The sequence below is a fragment of the Colwellia ponticola genome, from assembly GCF_005885605.1.
Lineage (GTDB): Bacteria > Pseudomonadota > Gammaproteobacteria > Enterobacterales > Alteromonadaceae > Colwellia > Colwellia ponticola.
Map to the genome: position 1 here is coordinate 65,391 of NZ_SZVP01000015.1, position 22,155 is coordinate 87,545.

A 22,155-nucleotide genomic window follows, 5' to 3' on the forward strand; every position below is an offset into this window, starting at 1 on the left:
AAACGAATGATTATCTTCAGCTAAATGAATTATTCAAATTGCCATCTTTCATCTATTCTTTATAAGAGATTTATATAGATAATTGATAAAACGAGGGGAAACATTATGTTAAAGAGAGCACTTCCAATAGCGACGGCAATATCTGTTGCACTATCCGTCATAGTTTTACCAACACCTGCATTGGCAAACAGCGAAGCTAAAACCAATCAATTCTGGTGGCCAGAGCAACTTAATCTTAGCCCACTTCGCCAGCACGGTGCAGAGTCTAATCCTTACGGTGAACAATATAATTATGCAAAAGAATTTGCCAAAATTGATCTAACACAGCTTAAAAAAGATATTCAAACCACCTTAACAGACTCAAAAGCATGGTGGCCAGCAGATTGGGGGCATTATGGTCCTTTAATGATTCGTATGGCATGGCACAGTGCTGGTGTTTATCGCGTTAATGACGGTAGAGGAGGTGCCTCAGGCGGACAACAGCGCTTTGACCCACTGAACAGCTGGCCAGATAATGTTAATTTAGATAAGGCACGTCGCTTATTATGGCCAGTAAAACAAAAATACGGGCGTCAACTTTCTTGGGCAGATTTAATGGTTTTGTCAGGTAACGTAGCGCTTGAGTCGATGGGGTTTAAAACTTTTGGTTTTGCTGGTGGTCGTTCTGATGATTGGGAGCCCGATCTAGTTTACTGGGGACCAGAAAAGACCATGCTTTCTGATGAACGTAGAGATAATAAAGGCAAATTAAAAGGTCCATTAGCTGCAGTAGAAATGGGCTTAATTTATGTAAACCCTGAAGGACCTCACGGAAAACCTGATCCCCTATTAGCCGCAAATGATATTAGAATGTCATTTGGTCGAATGGCGATGAATGATGAAGAAATTGTCGCATTAATTGCAGGTGGTCATACACTTGGTAAAGCCCATGGTGCGAAGCAACCTGCAAAATGTGTTGGTGCAGAGCCGGCAGCCGCTGAAATAGAAGCACAAGGACTTGGTTGGAAAAACAAATGTGGTACTGGTGTCGGCGCTGATACAACAAGCAGTGGTTTAGAAGGTGCTTGGACAGTGACACCAACACAATGGTCCTCAAATTATTTAGATAATTTAATGAACTTTAATTGGGTACTCACTAAAAGCCCAGCCGGTGCAAAACAATGGACGCCTGATGATAAAGCTGCTGTTAACTTAGTACCCGATGCACATATCCCTAACAAGCGTAATGCACCTATTATGTTTACTACCGATATAGCATTAAAAGAAGATCCTCAATTTCGTAAAGTGGTAGAGCGCTTTCAAGCAGACCCTACCCAGTTTGATAAAGCCTTTGCTAAAGCTTGGTTTAAATTAACTCACCGAGATATGGGGCCTAGAGCTCGCTATGTTGGTAGTGAAGTGCCTAGTGAAGTATTACTATGGCAAGATCCACTACCAGCAGTTGATTATAAGCTAGTGAGAAACAAAGATATCGTTAAGCTTAAAAAACAATTACTCAATTCAGGCTTAACACATGCTGAACTAATTAAAACAGCGTGGGCTTCTGCTTCTAGTCATCGAGTAAGCGACATGCGTGGTGGTGCAAACGGTGCGCGGATAAACCTTGAGCCACAAAAGTCATGGAAAGTAAACAACCCCGCCGAGTTGAAAAAAGTGCTAGGTACGCTTGAATCAATACAAAAGGCATATAATAAAAAATCAGTTAAAAGACAAATATCTCTGGCTGATTTGATTGTATTAGGTGGTGCTGCAGCTATTGAAGATGCGGCTAAAAAAGCAGGGCATAACGTTGACGTTCCCTTTATTGCTGGTCGAGTAGATGCTTCTCAAACACAAACTGATGTTAAATCATTTAATAATTTAACACCAAAAGCCGATGGTTTCCGTAACTTTTACACCGATGAAAGTTATATGTCGCCAGCAGAAATGCTCGTAGATAAAGCGAATTTACTTGGTTTGAATGTACCTGAAATGACAGTGTTAGTGGGCGGCATGCGTGTGTTAAATGCTAACTATGACGGCTCATCATTAGGTGTATTTACTGATAAACCAGGCGAATTAAGTAACGATTTTTTTGTTAACTTGTTAGATATGTCAACGGTATGGACTAAAGATACTGCTAATGACGGTATTTACCAAGGACACGATCGCGCTTCTGGTCAGTTAACGTGGCAAGCAACCCCCGTTGATTTAATCTTTGGCTCAAACTCAGAATTAAGAGCAATAGCTGAAGTTTACGCCTCAGATGATGCTGATAACAAGTTTGTTAATGACTTTATCGCCGCATGGGTAAAAGTAATGCAATTAGACCGCTTTGATTTAAAATAGGCGTCGCACTTGTAGTCATTAACGTGACTTATCTGCATTATTAATAGACCTACCAAAAGCCAGTAACACGCTAAGTGTTACTGGCTTTTTAGTTATCGATGTTAAGTAGCTAAATATTGCCTTATAATCTAAGGACTTGTCTTTAATAATCCACAATACCACAATTTTTAAAATTATAATTATAGCTTTAGACTGGGAATATAAATGAAGTATTGGCTCCTAATAATGGTTTTGGCACTATGTAGTGTTAGTGTATCGGCAAACGAAAATAGAGGTAATGCTAGAGAGCGTATCGAACCTAAAGGGTTTATTTACGGATTAGGATTAGGTATCAATCAAGAGATTTATAAAGATTATGATTACCGGGTTATTCCTTTACCCATTATCGGTTACCGGGCCGATAATTTTCGAATTTTAGGTCCATTTGCTAGTTATGATGCTTTACAATTTTCAGATATTAAATTGATGATACAAGTCGCGCCTAGATTTCAAGGCTTTGACGATTCTGATAGTTATATCTTTGAAAATATGGATGAACGAAAGTTCTCTATGGATGCAGGGATAGGAATTTCTTATGAAAAGAAAGACTGGAAAGTCAGCGCGACCAGTATGTTCGATATACTTGGCAGATCTGATGGTTACGAAGTTAAGGTAAATATCTCTCGAGTGCTAGCTAAAGGCCCCTTATTTTTTGAGCCGAGCTTAACTATGAGCTATTTAGACCGTAATAATGTTGATTACTATTATGGTGTAAAAGCACATGAAACCAATGCTTTTACTGCACAATATCAAGGAAAATCAGCGTTCAATACCACACTAGGTTTTGCCGTGGCTACGCCTATATTACTCGGCGGTTTTACCCGTATTGCCATTGACTACACTTGGTATGATTCTACTATTACAAAGAGTCCGCTTGTTGAAAAAAACACTAGCCTAAGTGCTCGATTATTATTTAGTAAGTTTTTTAACGCTGGTATCTAAGGCTAGTTTTGATTAAACATTAAAAGTGCGCGAAAACCTGCTTATGACAATAAACGATAAAAATCAGTTACTATAGGGCTCCATCAACCAATGATTACTGAAACATATCAAGCTACACATATTTTACTCAATTTTATATATACCCAAGATATAGCCAAGATATACAAAATTGACTACCCCCCTAACCCTATAGCATTATCAGAGTAAATTTTATGAATAAAGCCGCAAAAAATATCTTATTACTATTAGCCGCCTTCTTTTTGTTCATCGGTATAATGAGTGCGCAAAACTCAAAAAGCTATGCTGAGTTAAGCGACATCCAAACAGTCAAGGGAGCGATAGCAACATTAAATTGCCCCCCCAAAGGCGCTGCTTCGCTACGCCTTATGGACTCTGACTTTACCTATAATTTATCAGTAAAGTTTCGCAGTGATTATTGTGATGAAGATGTTTCTCAAGCGCTGCTAGGTAAAGAGATCATTATGGAGTCAGTACAAGTAAATGATGATTTTTATCAAGTCTACAAGGTAATAGAACAAGAAAAATTACTGCTAAGCCCTACTGATGTTGAGGCAGATCAATCTAGCTCAACCTGGGGATTGTTTTTCTTATCGTTCTTTTTAACCGCTATAGTAATTTTTAAAAGCCTCTTTAAAGACCCTACTCAACAGTAGTACTTATGCAATAATAAGCGTTTGCTGTTGGGTAAACGCTGCTAATTTAATCAGCGCTAGACTGCACAGACCACTTAGTTGGCAAGTTACTATTGCTCCCCCTCTCTCAACATCCTTCGCTTTACACCAACGACAATTATCTTTACAGATAAGCCATTAACACTAATCACTAAAAGTTATCGGTGAATTGTTTTTATATAGTGGAAACCTTATAATTTTTTAAATTTTTAATGAAAGTGCATAGGAAATATATGTCAATTGACGCCACATGTTCACAGGAACCGAAAAGCTCAGGCCTGTTTAATCGTTTTTTAGCTGGAGTTGAATGGCTAGGTAACTTACTACCCCACCCTATTACGTTATTTGCGGGATTTTGCTTAGCTGTTATTGCTATTAGTGGCATTACCGGCTTTTTTGAGTTGAGTGTTATCGACCCGCGACCACTTGGGGCGCCAGGTAGAGAAGCCGACGGTATGATTACGGTTGTTTCTTTAGTAAACGCTGAAGGTTTACAGCGTATTGTTGCTGGTTTAGTAACTAACTTTACCGGTTTTGCACCACTTGGCACTGTACTGGTCGCATTATTAGGTGTCGCCGTTGCAGAGCGTTCTGGCTTATTATCAACCGCTATGCGCACACTCGTTATGGATGCCTCACCTCGTATGGTCACAGTAACTATCGTGTTTGCCGGTATTGTTTCAAATACTGCCTCCGAGTTAGGTTATGTGGTACTCATTCCTTTGGCTGCCATGATATTTCACTCGTTAGGTCGTCACCCACTTGCAGGTTTAGCTGCTGCTTTTGCTGGTGTGTCAGGGGGTTATAGTGCTAACTTATTATTGGGGACTATCGACCCATTACTCGCGGGTATTACTACGCCTGCCGCGCAAATGATTGATCCCAATTATCAAGTTGGGCCTGAAGCCAATTATTATTTTATGTTTATTAGTACCTTTTTAATTGCCATATTAGGTGCTGTGGTCACTGAAAAAATAGTAGAACCTAGATTAGGTAAATATGATGCTAATGAAGCCTCTATTGATCTAGCTGAGCAAAAAATTGATAAAATAACAGCGCTAGAAATTAAAGCATTAAAAGCGGCTGGTATCACTTTTGCGCTAGTCTGTGCGGTATTAGCATTAACCGTTATTCCCCAGTTTGGCGGTATTTTATTACACCCTGAAACTGGTGAGATGAAGGGCTCTCCTTTTCTCAAAGGGATCGTTGCCTTCATTTTTATAAGCTTCGCCATCCCCGGTTATGTCTATGGTCGTGTTGCCGGTACCATGAGAACCGATCGTGATGTTATCAATGCTATGTCTGCCAGTATGAATACTATGGGTATGTATATTGTTTTAGTGTTTTTTGCTGCACAGTTTGTTGCTTTTTTTAAGTGGACAAACTTAGGTACGGTGATGGCGGTTAAAGGCGCCACATTGCTGCAATCTTTGGGGTTAGATGGCCCAGAGTTATTTGTATTATTTATTGTTATGTGTGGCTTTATTAACTTAATGCTCGGCAGCGCCTCTGCACAATGGGCAGTAACAGCGCCAATTTTTGTTCCTATGTTAATGTTAATGGGCTATGCACCTGAAGTTATTCAAGCCGCTTATCGTATTGGTGATTCTGTTACTAACCTTATTACGCCTATGATGAGTTATTTTGGCTTAATACTGGCGGTTGCGGTGAAATATAAAAAAGATCTTGGTATAGGTACACTCATTGCCACCATGCTACCTTATTCAATGGTGTTTTTGTTGGGCTGGACAATACTCTTTTTTACTTGGGTATTCATTCTAGGCATGCCAGTAGGACCTGGCGCTGAAACATACTACCCAGCAAAATAATTATTATCTCAGTAATAACTGTAATAACTGTAATAACTGTAATAACTAACAAGCATGATATAGTCACTTACACATAAGGTGTTAAGTGACTATATCACTAACGGTTTTACTGGTTATTTAAGTGGCTATGGACCGGTTCATAACGATTAGTCACTGCTACCAATATTGGTTTTACTCGAGGAATGCTAATTGATGCGTGTATTAAATACTGTGGTAAAAAAAATACTTAACTTTTCTCATTATCGCCCCTTCATTATTAGCTGCTCATTAATGCCTATGCTGGCAACTGCAGCTATTGCCGATAAAAACTTTGACCAATGTAAGTTAAATTTAGCTGAACGTGCTAAAAACGCTGGTTTTTCTACTTACATTACTGACACTGTTATTGGTAATATGACTCCAATCGAACGAGTTATTAGTTTAGATAAAAAACAACCTGAGTTTACGCAAACATTCGAACAATACATTAAAGCAAGAGTGAGTGCTTATCACGTTCGTGTTGGTAAAGAGAAGCTCGCCCAACACAAAACTCTCTTTGATAATTTAGAGAAAAAATATGGTGTACCCCGTCAATATTTAGTGTCATTTTGGGGATTAGAGACAGTATTTGGTAAACACAAAGGTAAAATGTCGGTGCTTGACTCCTTAGCGACATTAGCGTGTGATCAGCGTCGCAGTGAATTTTTCACGCTAGAGTTATTAAATTTATTTACCTTAATTGACAACAAGCAAGTCGCTGTTAAGCAACTACAAGGCTCTTGGGCTGGTGCAATGGGTCATATGCAATTTATGCCAACCGCTTTACTAGCCTATGCTGTTGACGGTGATAATGACGGCAAGGTGGATGTTTGGCAAAGTGAAGTAGACGCTTTAACAACTGCGGCTAATTATTTAAATAAAATTGGTTGGCAACACAAAGAGCGTTGGGGCAGAGAAGTAAAGTTACCAGAGAACTTTGCCTTTGAAAAAGTTGCTTTTGATCAATACTACCCGATCGATTACTTTCAAAAATTAGGAGTTAAAAAAGCAAACCGTAGTCCCTTACCGCAATATGATATTGAGGCAGAGCTTTACTTACCGTCAGGTCACCAAGGGCCGGCTTTTTTGCTCTACCCGAATTTTAATGTCATTATGAGATGGAACCTATCAAAAAGTTATGCGTTATCGGTCGGTTTCTTAGCAAATAAATTAGTCAATGATGCCGATATTACGGTATTCCAACAGGCAAAAAATAGCGTTAAACCTTATAGTATTAAAGAACTGAAAGCGCTGCAAAGTCAGCTTAATACCTTAGGCTTTGATACAGGTAAACCCGATGGTATTTGGGGACCTAAAAGTAGACAGGCTATTCGTTCATTTCAATTAGCGCATCAACTTATTGCCGATGGTTATCCCAATAAAACCGTGTTTTCAACAATAGAAGGCTTGGTAAATAAAGCTTAAGTAACCACTGGATTTAGGTAAAGAAAAGCGATATCTGTTAGTTACTTAACCTTTTGCTTGCTAGCAATGATAAGGTAGAAAATAGTAACCTGGGTATCGCGCTTTCATTTTTCCCACCATGACAACAAAAATTAATTGCTTTTTATGGCACTTTTTTGAAATGATTGCTTTGCATAAAAAACCATAAAAGCGTAATATTTATTTACTCTTTCTGTATTACTAATAAATTTTATGCCTGTCAATTTACCTGAAATAATTCCCGCTTCACTTACCCCCATTAAAGGCATTCGCCTAGGTTGGGCCGAATCAAACATTAAACAAGCAAACCGCAAAGACTTACTCGTTATTGAGATTTGCGCAGGCAGCACTGTTGCTGGTGTTTTTACTCAAAACCGATTTTGTGCTGCCCCCGTTAGCTTATGTAAAAAGCATTTAGCTGCTGTGAAAGATGCTGACGCTAAAGGCACTAACTTGCCAGGTATAAGAGCGTTAGTGATTAATACCGGTAATGCTAACGCTGGCACTGGTGAGCAAGGTATGTTGGATGCAATCACAACCTGTGAACATTTAGCGGAAATAATGGCGATACCGTTTGAATCGATATTACCTTTTTCAACTGGAGTGATTTTAGAACACTTACCCATGAATAAGTTATTAGTCGGTTTACCTCATGCCGTTGCTAATTTAACGGCTAATAACTGGGCTGATGCTGCAACAACCATTATGACAACAGATATTGCCCCTAAAGCTTATGCAACGAGTGTCGACATAGGGCAACACAGCATAAATATTACCGGCATTTCTAAAGGCGCTGGCATGATACATCCCAATATGGCAACTATGTTAGGGTATGTAGCAACCGACGCGACTATTTCTCAACCGTTATTAGATAGCATCACTAAAGAAATAGCCGATTTATCATTTAACTGTATTTCCGTTGATGGCGATACCTCAACTAATGATTCATTTATTGTTATCGCCACCGGTAAAAGTGATGCGCCTGCTATTACTAGCCGAAATGATCCAGGGTTTATTGAGGTCTTTAATGCCCTGCTTGAAACATCACAATATTTGGCTAAAGCCATCGTTCGTGATGGCGAAGGCGCCACAAAATTTATTACGGTAACGGTCAAAGGTGCCTTAACTGTCGATGAAGCAAAAACTATCGGCTTTTCTATTGGTAAAAGTCCGTTAGTTAAAACGGCTATGTTTGCGTCTGATCCTAATTTAGGTCGCGTACTTGCCGCTATTGGTTACGCTTCAAGGGAGTGTCAGTCATTGGCTGATTTAGACACTACACAACTAGAGCTTTATTTTGGTGATGTCTTAGTTGCCGAAAAAGGCGGTCGCGCAGCGAGTTATCATGAGGAAGAAGGCCAAGCGATAATGAATGAAGCTGAAATTAATATTACCGTACAACTGCATCGCGGTACTGAACAGGGAACTATCTGGACCTGTGATTTTAGCTATGACTACGTAAAAATTAATGCTGAATATAGAACCTAGCCCGTTAAATTTATCTAGGTGGTGAAAACCACCTAGATAAATTTAACGCTCATCTGACCATTTCCTTACCTTTAGCCGCCTTAGCTCCACATAGCACAGATCCCAGCCGACTCAATCGCTATACCATAGCGATTAACTATAACTACTTACCTAATTACCTAATTACCTAATTACCTAGTAATTATTTATTTAGTAGATAAATAATCTATTTAAGCTTTAGCTACTTTGTGATCTATCGACAGATCAAATATACTAACAGCAGTTATTTCCTCCTTAGAATATGAAATTATCGTGTCAACTCAAACAAAACCACAACGCCCTAATAATACCTTATTAGAACTCATTTTTAATATTGCTATTCCATCGATCATTTTAATGAAATTATCAGGAGATCAATACTTAGGTTCAATGTATGCCTTAGTGATCGCCTTATTATTTCCTATTGGCTATGGCTTGTATGATTTTATTCAAAACAAGTCAATGAACTTTATTTCACTACTTGGCTTTTTAAGTACCTTATTAACCGGGGGCATTGGCCTATTTGAATTGGATGTAGAGTGGTTAGCGATTAAAGAAGCGGCCATTCCCTCTGCTATTGGCATAGTAGTACTAATATCGGGCTTTTGGGGTAAACCGTTAATCGCTAAAATATTATTAAATCCGCTGGTTTTTAATTTAGAGCTTATTTATGAATTATTAGAAAATAAAAATAAAACAGCTGAGTTTAAGGCTAAAATTCAACGGGCAAATCACCTGTTATCACTGACTTTTGTTTTTTCTGCCACAATGAATTACTTGTTAGCTAAATGGATTGTTACTAGCCCTGCTGGCTCTACTGAGTTTAATGAACAATTAGGTGAAATGACCATGCTCAGTTATCCGGTTATTGCTATACCGTCGATGGTCATGCTATTTGCCATCATGTTTTATGTCGTCAAAACGGTAATGAGATTAACCGATTTAAAATTAGACCAAGTATTAAACGCTGAAAAATAACTACACAAGAGTACATCATATCAAGCACCTAGATAGTAAACATGCAGCAAGCGTTCTGCACAGTTCAGCGATAAACGCCTCAACAGCAATCGCTAATACAGCAATTAAAATTGCCACTTTTAATTTGTTTAACTATCTTGAGCCGCCTAACGCTTATTATGAATTTGAGCGAATTTATAGTGTAGAACAATGGCAAAAAAAACAACGTTGGATTGCTAACTACTTGTGTAAGCATCAGCCTGACATTATTGGTTTTCAAGAGGTATTTAGTAGCGAGTCTTTAAAAGCATTAGTAAAAAGCCAAGGCTATGATTATTTTGCCGTGGTTGATGAACCGATAGTTATTGATGATTTTATTTATAAAAAGCCCGTAGTTGCCATTGCTTCTCGTTATCCTATTGTTGATATTGCTGCGGTAAAGCCCGACCTTGAACTGGCAAAAACTTTAGGCTTAAACGCTGACTTTTCTTTTAGTCGTAAAGTATTAAGAGCAACCGTTGACGTACCTCACTTAGGTAACTGTGATTGTTATGTCGTGCACTTTAAATCTAAACGTTCAATGATTGAACTGGATGAGCGTAATAAAAGTCTATCGCCAGAGCAAACGATTATTGAAAGCTTAAAAGCACAGGTTGCTGGTAGTTGGGGCTCAACCATTCAACGTGGTAGTGAAGCAACCTTATTAATGATTGATATGATAGCGCGGCGCGAAGCTACGACAAACCCTATGGTATTAATGGGTGATTTTAATAACAGCCTAGCAGATGGTGTGCTAAATCATTTACTGACCAACACCTTACGCTTTGTTTCTACCATTGACCGTGATGCCTACCTTGCTAAGTATTGTTTACATGACGCTTGGGATTTATTTCAATCAGTCTTAACAAATGAGGCAGCAAATAATACCGCAAATAATGCCCTAGAAAGTAATGACGCCAGCCCAAAAAATAAAGTAAACGAAACGAATAAAGACAAAGTAGTACGAACGCCAACACATTATTTTGGTGCGAGTAGCTCAGTACTTGATTACATTTTATTGTCGTGTGAATTTGATGCCAGTTACCATGATAGTCTCTATCAGGTAAGCGCCTATGACACCTATGATCAGCATTTAATTAACCCTATTTTTGAGCGTGATGGCGAAAGTACCGACCATGGCATTGCGCTAGTCACCTTAACGCTACGATCATAGGTTGATTGAGTAAAGTAACTTAAGCCTTTTTTACTTTACACGCCCGAATTAACATATCACTAACTTTATCGAGCTTACAATCGAGCTCATGATCACTATCAAGCAATCGCCTGATAGTCGCTTTACTGCCAATTTTAAGCACAATTGAGCTACCTTTTACCTTAAGATCTTTTATCAAGGTCACTTTATCACCGACGGCAAGGGTGTTGCCATTAACATCTTTAACGATCAATTCTTCTTTTTCGCTAGGATCCCACTCGTAATGACATTCGGGACAAATATATAAAGAACGGTCTTTGTAACTATATTCTGATTCACAATTGGGGCAAGCAGGGGCAGTATCACTCATAAGTTAAGTCGTTAGTCTGTATAAAGAGGAGTGTTATTTTATCAGTCAACGCTACTGATTGAAATGCGCTGAATGAACTGACATAGCCGAGCTAGCTACCGTGACGGTTAGTTACTCTAGCTACTTATAGCCACAAGTGCATTAGTATTTTGCACTACACTGACAAAGTTTTCTAAAGGTAAAGGCTTGCTATAATAATAGCCTTGATACAAGTTACAGCCTAAATCATATAACATATCTCGTTGTGTTTGGGTTTCAACCCCTTCAGAAACGACATTTAACTTAAAGTTTTTACCTAAATCTAAAATAGCTTTAACCATGATAAGGTCAGACTCATCGACAGTAATATCGTTAACAAACGACTTATCAATTTTTAATTCATCTATTGGTAAACTTTTTAAATACCCTAAAGAAGAGTAGCCCGTACCAAAATCATCGAGTGACATTTTAAAACCAAAATCACGTAATTGATTCATTTTAGCGACGCTCTCAGTCAGGTCTTTTAACACCACAGATTCAGTAATTTCTAACATCAATTGACTCGGCGATACCTGGTATTTTTTAACAATATCAATAATGTCATTAACAAAAGACTTATGCCAAACTTGCTTAGCGCTAATATTCACTGAAAGTTGTAAGTCTTGTAGGATTGGTTGACTTTTCCAACGCTGTAATTGCTGACAAGCCTGGGTGATGACCCAGTTACCAATAGGTAAAATGAGGTTAGTTTCTTCAGCAAAGTCTATAAAGTGAATCGGATATAGCAATCCTTTGCTAGGTGAATCCCAGCGGATAAGTGCTTCTGCAGAAACAATATTTTGCTGTCGATCATACTGCGGTTGATAATGCAGTACAAAATGTTCCTCGTCGATAGCCGCTTTTAAGTCTTTTTCAAGCTCAAGTGTATAACTGAGCTCTTTTTGCATAATAGGATCAAAAAACACACAGTCATCACGCCCGTTTGCTTTAGCTTGATACAAAGCCAAATCAGCCAACTGTAGGAGTTGATTAGCGTCTTTAACCTCTTTGTTAAATAAAGAGATACCAATGCTAGCAGTAATTTTATAGTCGATTAATGTTGATAAGTTACTGGCTTTTATCGCGACAGGTAATGAAATATTTTTTCTAATTTCTTCCGCGATCACTTCGGCCTTTAAAGCCGCGTTAACAGAATTAGCATCAAGATCATTTAGGATCACAACAAACTCATCACCACCAAAGCGAGCAACGGTATCTTCAGCTTTTAATAGTTTATGAATGCGCTTTGATACGGCAATTAACAACTGGTCACCTGATTGATGGCCGTAACTGTCATTGAGTGCTTTAAACTGATCAAGGTCAATAAACAGTACTGCACCACCTAGACCACTGCGTTTAGTATGCTCCATCGCTTGTTTTAAGCGATCTTCTAGCAGAGAACGATTGGGCATATGCGTTAAGGCATCATAAAAAGCCATGAAATTTATTTTGGCTTGGTCGTGCTTAGCTTGTGTGACATCTTGCATAATACCGACAACCCACAAGGCTTTGCCGTTACTGTCTCGCTCAACAACCTGACCACGATCCCAAACCCAAATTTCTTTACCATCTGGTCGAGTCATTCTAAACTCAATATCATAAGGTATATTATGCTCAATTAAGGCATTTAATGCCTGATTGACATGTAATTTATCTTCGCTACATAAGTGATTTTGAAATTCTGCAAATGAATTTTCGCTATGTTTGATACCGGTAATTCGCTCCCATTCACTGTTATGAAACACTGCATTGGTTTGCGTATGCCAATCCCACATGCCTTCACCTGAGACTTCAAGCACATGTTTTAAACGCTTAGCGCTGGCTTCAGCGGTATTTTTTAATGCGGTTATCTCGGTAATATCTTTCGCGATAACAACAATATTAAGCTCTTCTTTGTGGTTTTTAAAAGGTATTTTTAACGAATGGAAGTGTAAAATATTGCCTGTTTTAGCGTCGGTAGTATCTTCATAAACATTTTCAGCTTCAAAGCGGCGCATAATTCCTTGGACATTTTCTTTAAAAAACTGTCCTTGCGCTTTATTACCGGTAAAGAAGGTGTCTTCTTTACCGATCATCATTTCGGGTGTGGTGTTGTAGAGTTTTGCAAGCATTTTATTGACAAAAATAAAATGACCCTGCCAATTTTTTGCGAAAATAGGTTCTGGAATGGCATTGATAATATCAAGTAAAAGGGCGTTTTTTTCTTTTTCTTTAGCTAATTCCTTTCGTAATTCTTCCATGCACACAACCCCAAAATCCCTATAAATGTTAATTTAATGATAGTATTAAAGTACTAGTGTATAACTTGATATAAATACATAAAAGAATTAATTTTATTAAAATAATCCAATTTAATGTAGTTAATTACTCAGCCACTCAAGCTTAGTTACTCTGCTGCCTTAGCAAACGAGTCAACAAAAGTCTGCAGCCCTTCTTGCACTAACGCATAGGTGTTATCAATAGTACTAGCAATTTCGCCTTCTAATACCTTTAAGCCACCGAGTATATCCTTAGCTTCACCAAACCCCTGTTCAATGCCGCCCTTAATAATATCAACAAAGGCTGTTAACGAGGACTGTTCATCCATTTCGGGATGCTGTTCTTGATAAGCACTAAAAAACTGGGTACTAAAAGAAACGATACGCTCGGCTGTTGCTTCAGGGCTAAAGTCAACGCCAGAGTCATAAGCATCTTCTACTTTGCTCTCAACTCCGCCAGCTTGAAGTGCTTCATTTATTCCCTGTAAAGCGGTTTTTAACAATAGTGACAATGGTTTATCACCAATCGACTGACTAAACTTTAACGAGGTCTCAATAATTGCTGCATTGAGCTGTTTTTTATTACTCACCGCAATAGACTCTTGTACTTCGCCTATTTTTTTATCATTAGCAAGAGCAGTCACAGCTTGCCCCATAGAAGCACTGTCTTTTTTGTCTTGTGTTTTGGCTAGTGTACGTACATCTTGGTTAAATGTAGCATTAGGTGTAATTGATGAACTCATAATATCAGCCCTTTTATCAAACTTACTTATAAAACATAGGTAGACAATGTATCGGCACCGCTGATTATAACTTAAGCATTAAATGGGCTGTCTTTAGCCTGTAATAGACTCATTTTAAAGCTATATGATTAAGCTACACAATAAAAGCTACGTGCTAAGGCTTCATTAAGCTTTCACCGTAGCATCTTTAGAGATGACTTCTTTAACGGCTAAATCTTGCATTGCTATGCTGGTTATTAAGTTACTCACTTTGAGTAATAAACCTCGAATAGATTGATTTTGCGCATGTAAGGTTTCAACAAGCGTAGTACAACTATCAACAAGAGCATCACTGTAGGCAAAGCCTATTAGCGCAACTATTTTAACCATAGCCACTTCGTCAAGCATTTTACTGGTTTCATCTTGTTGCTCATAAACAATATTAACTAATTCAATAGTACTCACCAGCTTTTCCATTCTTGGGTTCAGTCTAAGTAACGCTGTAGCCCTATTACTTGCTGCTCTATCAACGAGTTCTTTACTGGCAACTAAAGTTGGTCGCACTTTTTTACGGGTAACTGATGACTTTCTTTTAACGACTTTACGGACAATTGATTCTTGATAGCTAAACTCACCATCAACAAATTGACCTATATTGGTCACACTTAATCGCTCAGACATAATTGCAGCAGATTTAGCGGTTTTTCGGGTAAAATCACGGTAATCTTCTGCAAAGCCATGAGTAGAAATACACTGTGCTAAATCTAATATTAAGGCGTTAGTTTTACCTGGTGAAGCCCGCAGGCATCGCCCAATAATTTGTAAATATAATCTTAATATTTTGGTTGGTCGGGCTAATACAACACAATCGGTAGCGGGATCATCAAAGCCGATGGTCAACATAGACATATTAATGATTAACCTCACCTCGTTTGATTTATATCTGCGTATACTTTCATCATTATCATTAATGGTGCGCTGAGAGTGAACAATTTCATGCTCAACCCCCAATAAATCAAATGCTTCAGATAAGGCTTCTACGTGCTTAATTGAGTTGGCAAATAACATGACCTTGCGACCTTGAGAGAGCGCATCATCAATGGTTTGTTGGGCCACTAAAGAGCAGTGTTCTAGTAATATGCAGTCTAAACCCGACACACTAAAGTCACCTCGATACATTTTAACCGAGCTGTAATCTATCTCTTGAGAAAGGCTAGGAACTTTGTAAACAGGCTTGGCTAATTCACCTCGTGCTATTAAATCTTTAGTGGTTGTTTCTTCAATTAATTTCATTGATTGATCAATGTAAACGCCTAACCTGTCAATCGGGGTTGCGGTAAGACCTATAATTAATTCTGGCGATAACTCTTCTCGCATTGCAATGTAAACACCGCCCATACAACCTACGTGATATTCATCCCGAAGCAAGACATCACACTTAATATTTAAGTGTTTTCTTCTCGCAAAAGACTGCTCCATAATAAGAGTTACATCACCGCCTGCTATATATTTATAGCCTGACTTAACCACACTAACAGACAAGCCATTAGAACTAAGTGTGTTGAGTAATTGCGGGATCAAAGCAGCATTACGTAAACTTACCACCACCTTTTTATCGGGCATTGCTTGGCATAGTTTAAGTATACAAATACTCTTGCCGCCCCCCGTAGGTAGAACGATAATTGAGTTTACACCCGCGTTAATAGCCTTATTAACGCTGCTAATTTGATAATCTTTTTCTAATATCTGCATGCAATGCTACTCGGGCTTATGTCTTTGCTTAGTATTATTAAGTAGGGTTATTGCTTACTTTACATAGGCCAATAAAACAGGCTAATAAAATAAACCAATGCTTTTTGATGTTATTTACTGACAACGCCCCTACTGCTATAGATTTATGCGTAGTTCGCAACAATATTTTTTAAAAGGGGCATCATTATATACGAAACTACTTAAAGGTGCAGATCTTCATTTTTAATCTAATTTACTTTACCTGCTTAAGAACAATGATAAAAAACATACTACTAAGTGTCTTTGGCGCAGTGATACTGTTAGTGTATTACGTGTTCAGAAAAGCTAAAGGCAGCTATGTAATAAATATATTACTTGCTCTTTTGCCTCGTTATAAATCTAGCCATGTTATTTTTTTACATATATGATCTACATTAAAGCTAAATAAGTATGACATCAAAACAGAGTGGAATATAACCCCACAGGTAAATAATATTAATTCATATAAACAGAATATTAATTCATGAATAAAACTCTAATAATCATGCTATATTATTGAAAAATATATTTACTTTACTCAATACTTTTTTGATAATACTTACATGCTTTCTCATGTTTGTACAAATAACAATGGTGATTTTTAGCGTTATCTTAAATTATCCCACCTCTGCTTGCAAAGTCATCATTAAGCAATACTTTACTTATAAAAAACTTTTCTAAAGGATAAAAAAATAAATGTCATATATTCACAGAACTATTTCTGATTTAAAAAGTACCAGTCCAGCTCAATCGGAGTTTTACCAAGCGGTAGAGGAAGTATTAGATTCATTAGCACCTATTTTGGAAAGTAATAAGTTATACCAACAACAAGCTATTATTCAGCGCCTTGTCGAGCCAGAAAGACAAATAATGTTTCGTGTTCCTTGGGTTGATGATCAAGGTAATATTCAAGTAAACAAAGGCTACCGTATTGAGTTCAATTCTGCTTTAGGGCCATATAAAGGCGGTTTACGGTTCCACCCAAGTGTGAATGCCAGCATTATAAAATTTTTAGGTTTTGAACAAATATTCAAAAATGCGTTAACCGGTTTACCTATTGGTGGTGGTAAAGGGGGCTCTAACTTTAACCCTAAAGGCAAATCAGACGGCGAAATAATGCGTTTTTGTCAATCATTTATGGCTGAGCTATACCGTCATATTGGCCCAACTACAGACGTTCCTGCTGGTGATATTGGCGTTGGTGCTAGGGAAATTGGCTACATGTTTGGTCAATACAAAAGATTAACAGGCCGTTATGAAGGTGTGTTAACAGGTAAAAGTTTATTATGGGGTGGTTCATTAGTTCGTAAAGAAGCAACAGGCTATGGCGTTGTTTATTTTGCCAACAATATGCTTTCAGTAAAACAAGACTCTTTAAAAGATAAAAAATGTTTAGTGTCTGGCTCTGGTAACGTCGCTATTTACGCGATGGAAAAACTATATCAGTTAGGCGCAACCCCTATTTCTTGTAGTGATTCTACAGGTACTATCTACCATGAAGCAGGTATTGATTTACTATTAGTTAAACAATTAAAAGAACAATCTAGAACAGGCTTAGAAGCTTATTTAGTTGAACATAAAGATGCCCAATTTACACCAATTGCAGACTATCCAGCAGATGGTCATGCGGTATGGCGCTTTAAAGCCGATGCAGCCTTCCCTTGTGCTACGCAAAATGAAGTAACGTTAGCTGATGCACAAGCATTGGTTAGTAACGGTTGTCATATTGTCAGTGAAGGCGCTAATATGCCTTCAACGCAAGAAGCAATAAACACCTTTATTGAAGCTAAAATTTCTTACGGCCCAGGTAAAGCCGCTAATGCTGGTGGTGTTGCTACAAGTCAGTTAGAAATGGCGCAAAATTCAAGTATGCAAACCTGGTCATTTGAAGAAGTAGATGAAAAACTACAAGTTATCATGAAAAACATCTTTATTACTGCCCATAAAACTGCAATAGAATTTGGCCAACCAGGTAACCTAGTATTAGGTGCTAATATCGCTGGCTTCAAACGCGTTGCTGATGCGATGTTAGAGCAAGGCGTAGTTTAATTAATAGCGTTTAATGATATGTATAGCTATACATCCTAGCTATACATATGAGTAATATCATTTAGTTACTCCGCGTAACTAAATGATATATTTTAGTAAAGCACAAGATCCTAGCATAGATGTTAAGGTTAACTAATGAACCTTTTCCATCGCCTCTAATCGTTATTCTACTCATTTACTTCGTTAATAATTTAGCCAAAATCAGTATAGCTGACTCTAACGGACTACCTTTTCGATAAACAATAGATAACTGAACATATTTTGGCCCACAGCTAACCGGGCGAATAGCCAATGACTTTTCGTATCGACTACCTACCACCATATTTTTACCAATAATAGTGTAACCTAAGCCCGCAGAAATACAGCCTAAAACACCATCAGCGCTACTCATTATCATTAATTCATCACTAGCACGACCCGCTTGTTGCTGCCAAAAAAGTGCATGTTTTCTATAGCCACAGCCTTCATCTCGTACAAACAATACCGGCTCATAGTGACTCTCTAATGGTGTCACCATCACTAACTCTTCTTTAACAATATCAATAACAACAAGATTATCATGTTGAGGGGCATTACCTAATGCGGCACAATCTACCTTATTATTGAGCACGGCAAAGACTAAGCTATCACTGGTATCAGTATAAATTTTAGCGCGAATATGAGCATGATTCTGCTTAAGCTGTTTCAGGGCTAAGGGCATATGCACGGCTGCAAAGGTTTCTGGCATCCCTACACGTAACTCGTAACTGCCTTTATGGCTTAAAATGGCTGATGTGGCCAGATACTCTAACTGTAAAATTTGTTCAGCATAACCACAAAGTTGTTGCCCTGTAGAGGTTAGCTGTAATTTTCGACCAATTAAGGTAAATAACTTAGTATCAAGCTCTCTTTCAAGTTTTTGAATGCGATTAGTTATATTTGATTGCACCGTATGCATCTTAACCGCTGCGGCTTTAATGCCACCTTCGTCAACAACCGCTTTAAACGTTTTTAGTGTCAATATTTCCATATAGCTCTTATATTACTAGTGCCGATATAGCGTCAGGTTAGTTCTCATTATAAGAACATTTATTTCTAAATAATTCAATTTTTAAGATTAACAAAGCAACGTAAACTCCATTGAACATCGTAAAATAATATTAATACCCGTTCCGTTAATTAAGTGACCTATTTTATACGAAGGTAAAATGTTCAGATAATTAATGAGATGGGTATAATTAACTAAAAATGAGTATGTTGATGAGGTTGACAAAATTTCGTGTCTATTTTGCCGGTATCTGTAGTTTAATTGTCACCGCCGGTGTCGCCCGTTTTTCTTACAGCTTGCTATTACCTATAATGCAAGATGGCGCTGGCTTAACTGAATCAGGTGGCGGTTGGTTAGCGACCACTAACTTTATGGGGTACCTATGTGGTGTTTTAATAGCCGCTAGCCTACACAACTTAAACTACAAATATAATTTATACCGATTTTACCTTATCTTAAGCGTCGTTACCTCAGTAGCTATGGTCATGACTACCGACATAGTTACCTGGGCAGTATTACGTTTTTTTGCCGGGGCTTGTGCTTCAGGCGGTTTTATTATTGCCTCTGGTTTATTGTTAAAATGGCTGGTTAAAAATAAACATCGCGCTGAATTAGGTGTTCACTTTGCGGGAGCAGGCTTAAGTATTATTGTTACCTCAGTAGTAGTAGAAGTGATGATGGCTATGTCAGCCGATTGGCAGCAACAGTGGTTAGCATTAGCCGTATTGGCGGCTATATTTGCTGTCCCTGCGTGGCTGTGGATGCCACACCCTTTTGTTGATGGTCAAACAAGTAGTTACGTTAAAGATAATCCCCCGAGTAAAAAATTCACCTCGCTAATGATGCTAGCTTATTTTTGTGCTGGGTATGGCTATGTTGTTAGCTCTACCTTTATTGTTGATATTGTCGAAGGGGTTGACAGCTTGCAAGGACAAGGCAGTATTGCTTTTTTATTGATTGGCTTAGCTGCTACGCCAGCACCGTTAATATGGGATAGGATAGCCCGCAACATTGGCTATTTAAAAGCGCTATTAGCTGCTTACATGCTCCAAGCCATAGGAATAATTCTACCGGTAATCAATGACAGCTTAGCGGCTGTTATATTAAGCGCGCTATTGTTTGGTAGTACTTTTATCGCTTGTGTGAGCTTAGTATTAACCATGGCGGGTAAGTTTTATCCAAGTAACCCCGCTAAGTTTATGGGCACAATGACTTTATCGTATGGCGCAGCACAAATTATTGCCCCCGTACCAACAGGCTATCTTGCCGAAGCTTTTGGTAACTATGATATTGGCCTATACCTATCAGCTGCAATCGTGATGATTGGTACGTTGTTTTTAGCAAAGTTATTGCATATGGACAGTAATTTAGAAGTAATTAAGCGTATGAACAAAGTAAATAAAGCAGTAACGAGTTAACAATAATTACTGGTTAAAAATAAGGCCGAACATGACTGTTAGGCCTTATAGATATGGTTAAATAGCTGCTAAGTAACGATTAAAATAAGAACTGAAGGCCAAGATTAAAGCCATTATCTATTTTCCAATCACGCCCATAATCCTGATCCGCTTGTATATTGCGGTAGTTGACATAAACAGTACCATTTTTCAATAATTGATAACTTACCGTAATAGTTAAGTCTGTTAAATTATCTAAATCGTCTGTTAATAATGGGCTCGGGGCATAATATATTGCGCCATTTAATTGAATTTTTTCATTCATAGGTAAGGTATAATTTACCTCCCCACCAAGCCCTAAACCTTGAACATTCTCATTAGCATAATTAATAAAGTAGCCTTTAGCGCCTAAGGCTGCTTCAAAGTTTTCATTTTGATCTAAGGCACCAGTCACTAAACCTTTTAATGAATATAGATGAAGATCATCCCCATGTAACATAGCCACTGCAAACTGACTATCTTGAGAAAGGTTTTTTGAACCTGCTTCTACGCTAAATACATCATTACCAATATCAATGGCTAAACTAGCTGCATGGCCATTTAATGTGGTAATGGCTAATAAACTTGCGATAGATAATGCTATTTTTTTCATAACTTTCCTTGATGATTAACTTTTTAAATTTATTCGTTGTGATTAATCTTTTTAAAATAAGACAAACACCCATTGCAGATATACTTATAAACAATGCCGAAAATGGTAAGTACTTTCAGTTGATAGCCAATAAAAAGAAGATACTTTTTGTTACGTTTTGGCTCATCGTAAACGACAATATGAACAGATTTATATGATGCGATTAATTATTATGATGCCACTATAGGCAATAACGTAATTTCAACACGGCGATTAAGCTCACGACCACCCGCCGATTGGTTATTAGCTACGGGCTGCTCTTCACCAAAACCAATTATTTCAAAACGGTCACTTAGAATTTTTTGTCCGCGTAAGTATTGAGCTACAGAGCCAGCACGGTCTTCAGATAAACGTTGGTTATATTGAGCAGAGCCACTAGAGTCGGTATGACCAGAAACAACAATCAAAGTTTGGTTATACTCTTCAAGCACTAACGCAACAGAATTTAATACGTTGGTAAAATTGCGATTAATATTAGCACTATTAGTAGCAAAGGTAATATTGCCAGGCATGATCAGGTTAATTTTATCGCCATCACGCTGAACACTAACCCCACTATCGCGTAGCTGCTTGCGTAATTTAGCTTCTTGAGCGTCCATATAGTAGCCAATACCACCACCAATAGCGGCACCGCCTGCTGCTGCGGCCAAAATACGCTTGTTGCGGGTATTGCTGTCTTTATCTTTATTGCTGATATAAGCGACAACAGCAGCAAGACCACCACCGGTGGCAGCGCCTATAGAGGTTGCACTAGTTTTGCTTTCACCCGTGTAGGGATCAAATGTTGTACAAGCTTGTAATAACAATAGAGCTGAAGCGCTAATGATAATTTTTTTCATGGAATTTCCTATATTGCTATTAAAACGACCTCAATAAAGTAATCGTTCTTAATAAATAATGAGTTGAG

At 38.1% G+C, this 22,155-nt stretch carries 17 protein-coding genes; 10 read left to right on the forward strand and 7 right to left on the reverse strand.

Translation table 11 applies throughout. From position 1 onward, the window contains the following. Positions 1 to 105: 105 nt before the first annotated feature. The 8 genes from katG to FCS21_RS13570 all read left to right on the forward strand — a co-directional run bounded on the left by katG (position 106) and on the right by FCS21_RS13570 (position 10,967). Positions 106 to 2,328, forward strand: a complete 2,223-nt coding sequence (gene katG / locus FCS21_RS13535) for a catalase/peroxidase HPI (protein WP_138624079.1) — start codon at positions 106 to 108, stop codon at positions 2,326 to 2,328. 204 nt (positions 2,329 to 2,532) lie between these two features. Beyond that, positions 2,533 to 3,309, forward strand: coding sequence for a MipA/OmpV family protein (locus tag FCS21_RS13540; protein ID WP_138624080.1), 777 nt, complete (start codon positions 2,533 to 2,535; stop codon positions 3,307 to 3,309). Between the two features lie 212 nt (positions 3,310 to 3,521). After that, entirely contained in the window at positions 3,522 to 3,983 is a 462-nt protein-coding gene (locus FCS21_RS13545; RefSeq protein ID WP_138624081.1) for a hypothetical protein, read from the forward strand. A 251-nt stretch (positions 3,984 to 4,234) separates the two neighbouring features. Beyond that, positions 4,235 to 5,830 carry an AbgT family transporter gene (locus FCS21_RS13550; protein WP_138624082.1) on the forward strand — a complete coding sequence of 532 codons (1,596 nt, stop codon included), beginning with the start codon at positions 4,235 to 4,237 and terminating at the stop codon, positions 5,828 to 5,830. A gap of 192 nt (positions 5,831 to 6,022) precedes the next feature. Next, the gene (locus tag FCS21_RS13555; RefSeq protein WP_138624083.1) at positions 6,023 to 7,273 is read left to right on the forward strand and encodes a lytic murein transglycosylase; all 1,251 of its coding nucleotides are present in this window, start codon (positions 6,023 to 6,025) and stop codon (positions 7,271 to 7,273) included. Positions 7,274 to 7,504: 231 nt separating this feature from the next. Next, on the forward strand, positions 7,505 to 8,779 hold the full coding sequence (gene argJ, locus FCS21_RS13560) for a bifunctional glutamate N-acetyltransferase/amino-acid acetyltransferase ArgJ (RefSeq protein WP_138624084.1): 1,275 nt from the start codon (positions 7,505 to 7,507) through the stop codon (positions 8,777 to 8,779). Between the two features lie 291 nt (positions 8,780 to 9,070). After that, on the forward strand, positions 9,071 to 9,775 hold the full coding sequence (locus FCS21_RS13565) for a VC0807 family protein (RefSeq protein WP_138624085.1): 705 nt from the start codon (positions 9,071 to 9,073) through the stop codon (positions 9,773 to 9,775). Between the two features lie 124 nt (positions 9,776 to 9,899). After that, on the forward strand, positions 9,900 to 10,967 hold the full coding sequence (locus tag FCS21_RS13570) for an endonuclease/exonuclease/phosphatase family protein (RefSeq protein ID WP_138624086.1): 1,068 nt from the start codon (positions 9,900 to 9,902) through the stop codon (positions 10,965 to 10,967). 19 nt (positions 10,968 to 10,986) lie between these two features. On the opposite strand, the gene FCS21_RS13575 is transcribed toward FCS21_RS13570, so the two are convergent. The 4 genes from FCS21_RS13575 to FCS21_RS13590 form a co-directional block, all read right to left on the reverse strand. Next, on the reverse strand, positions 10,987 to 11,316 hold the full coding sequence (locus FCS21_RS13575; RefSeq protein WP_138624087.1) for a zinc ribbon domain-containing protein YjdM: 330 nt from the start codon (positions 11,314 to 11,316) through the stop codon (positions 10,987 to 10,989). Positions 11,317 to 11,432: 116 nt separating this feature from the next. Further along, positions 11,433 to 13,574 (reverse strand): bifunctional diguanylate cyclase/phosphodiesterase, encoded by a 2,142-nt coding sequence (locus FCS21_RS13580; RefSeq protein ID WP_138624088.1) that lies wholly within the window; start codon positions 13,572 to 13,574, stop codon positions 11,433 to 11,435. Between the two features lie 146 nt (positions 13,575 to 13,720). Continuing rightward, entirely contained in the window at positions 13,721 to 14,335 is a 615-nt protein-coding gene (locus FCS21_RS13585) for a DUF5610 domain-containing protein (protein ID WP_138624089.1), read from the reverse strand. Between the two features lie 165 nt (positions 14,336 to 14,500). Next, entirely contained in the window at positions 14,501 to 16,066 is a 1,566-nt protein-coding gene (locus FCS21_RS13590) for a DEAD/DEAH box helicase (RefSeq protein WP_138624090.1), read from the reverse strand. A gap of 714 nt (positions 16,067 to 16,780) precedes the next feature. Here FCS21_RS13590 and gdhA point away from each other — a divergent pair. Then, the gene (gene gdhA, locus FCS21_RS13595) at positions 16,781 to 18,133 is read left to right on the forward strand and encodes an NADP-specific glutamate dehydrogenase (protein WP_138624091.1); all 1,353 of its coding nucleotides are present in this window, start codon (positions 16,781 to 16,783) and stop codon (positions 18,131 to 18,133) included. A gap of 175 nt (positions 18,134 to 18,308) precedes the next feature. On the opposite strand, the gene FCS21_RS13600 is transcribed toward gdhA, so the two are convergent. Continuing rightward, on the reverse strand, positions 18,309 to 19,142 hold the full coding sequence (locus tag FCS21_RS13600; protein ID WP_138624092.1) for a LysR family transcriptional regulator: 834 nt from the start codon (positions 19,140 to 19,142) through the stop codon (positions 18,309 to 18,311). Positions 19,143 to 19,372: 230 nt separating this feature from the next. On the opposite strand from FCS21_RS13600, the gene FCS21_RS13605 reads away from it, so the two are divergent. Beyond that, complete coding sequence (locus tag FCS21_RS13605) at positions 19,373 to 20,578, forward strand: YbfB/YjiJ family MFS transporter (RefSeq protein WP_246047249.1); 1,206 nt, start codon at positions 19,373 to 19,375, stop codon at positions 20,576 to 20,578. 79 nt (positions 20,579 to 20,657) lie between these two features. Here FCS21_RS13605 and FCS21_RS13610 read toward each other — a convergent pair whose 3' ends face one another. Further along, positions 20,658 to 21,209 carry a YfaZ family outer membrane protein gene (locus FCS21_RS13610; protein WP_138624093.1) on the reverse strand — a complete coding sequence of 184 codons (552 nt, stop codon included), beginning with the start codon at positions 21,207 to 21,209 and terminating at the stop codon, positions 20,658 to 20,660. Between the two features lie 209 nt (positions 21,210 to 21,418). Next, positions 21,419 to 22,087, reverse strand: a complete 669-nt coding sequence (locus FCS21_RS13615) for a YiaD family glycine zipper/OmpA-like lipoprotein (protein WP_138624094.1) — start codon at positions 22,085 to 22,087, stop codon at positions 21,419 to 21,421. Positions 22,088 to 22,155 lie beyond the last annotated feature (68 nt).

What these genes read in the sequence shown, in the direction of transcription:
- FCS21_RS13600 (WP_138624092.1), bottom strand. Translation starts at nt 19,142, where the DNA reads ATGGAAATATTGACACTAAAAACGTTTAAAGCGGTTGTTGACGAAGGT.
- FCS21_RS13610 (WP_138624093.1), bottom strand. Translation starts at nt 21,209, where the DNA reads ATGAAAAAAATAGCATTATCTATCGCAAGTTTATTAGCCATTACCACA.
- FCS21_RS13580 (WP_138624088.1), bottom strand. Translation starts at nt 13,574, where the DNA reads ATGGAAGAATTACGAAAGGAATTAGCTAAAGAAAAAGAAAAAAACGCC.
- FCS21_RS13555 (WP_138624083.1), top strand. Translation starts at nt 6,023, where the DNA reads ATGCGTGTATTAAATACTGTGGTAAAAAAAATACTTAACTTTTCTCAT.
- FCS21_RS13540 (WP_138624080.1), top strand. Translation starts at nt 2,533, where the DNA reads ATGAAGTATTGGCTCCTAATAATGGTTTTGGCACTATGTAGTGTTAGT.
- gdhA (WP_138624091.1), top strand. Translation starts at nt 16,781, where the DNA reads ATGTCATATATTCACAGAACTATTTCTGATTTAAAAAGTACCAGTCCA.
- katG (WP_138624079.1), top strand. Translation starts at nt 106, where the DNA reads ATGTTAAAGAGAGCACTTCCAATAGCGACGGCAATATCTGTTGCACTA.
- FCS21_RS13550 (WP_138624082.1), top strand. Translation starts at nt 4,235, where the DNA reads ATGTCAATTGACGCCACATGTTCACAGGAACCGAAAAGCTCAGGCCTG.
- FCS21_RS13615 (WP_138624094.1), bottom strand. Translation starts at nt 22,087, where the DNA reads ATGAAAAAAATTATCATTAGCGCTTCAGCTCTATTGTTATTACAAGCT.
- FCS21_RS13605 (WP_246047249.1), top strand. Translation starts at nt 19,373, where the DNA reads ATGAGGTTGACAAAATTTCGTGTCTATTTTGCCGGTATCTGTAGTTTA.
- FCS21_RS13590 (WP_138624090.1), bottom strand. Translation starts at nt 16,066, where the DNA reads ATGCAGATATTAGAAAAAGATTATCAAATTAGCAGCGTTAATAAGGCT.
- FCS21_RS13575 (WP_138624087.1), bottom strand. Translation starts at nt 11,316, where the DNA reads ATGAGTGATACTGCCCCTGCTTGCCCCAATTGTGAATCAGAATATAGT.
- FCS21_RS13585 (WP_138624089.1), bottom strand. Translation starts at nt 14,335, where the DNA reads ATGAGTTCATCAATTACACCTAATGCTACATTTAACCAAGATGTACGT.
- argJ (WP_138624084.1), top strand. Translation starts at nt 7,505, where the DNA reads ATGCCTGTCAATTTACCTGAAATAATTCCCGCTTCACTTACCCCCATT.
- FCS21_RS13545 (WP_138624081.1), top strand. Translation starts at nt 3,522, where the DNA reads ATGAATAAAGCCGCAAAAAATATCTTATTACTATTAGCCGCCTTCTTT.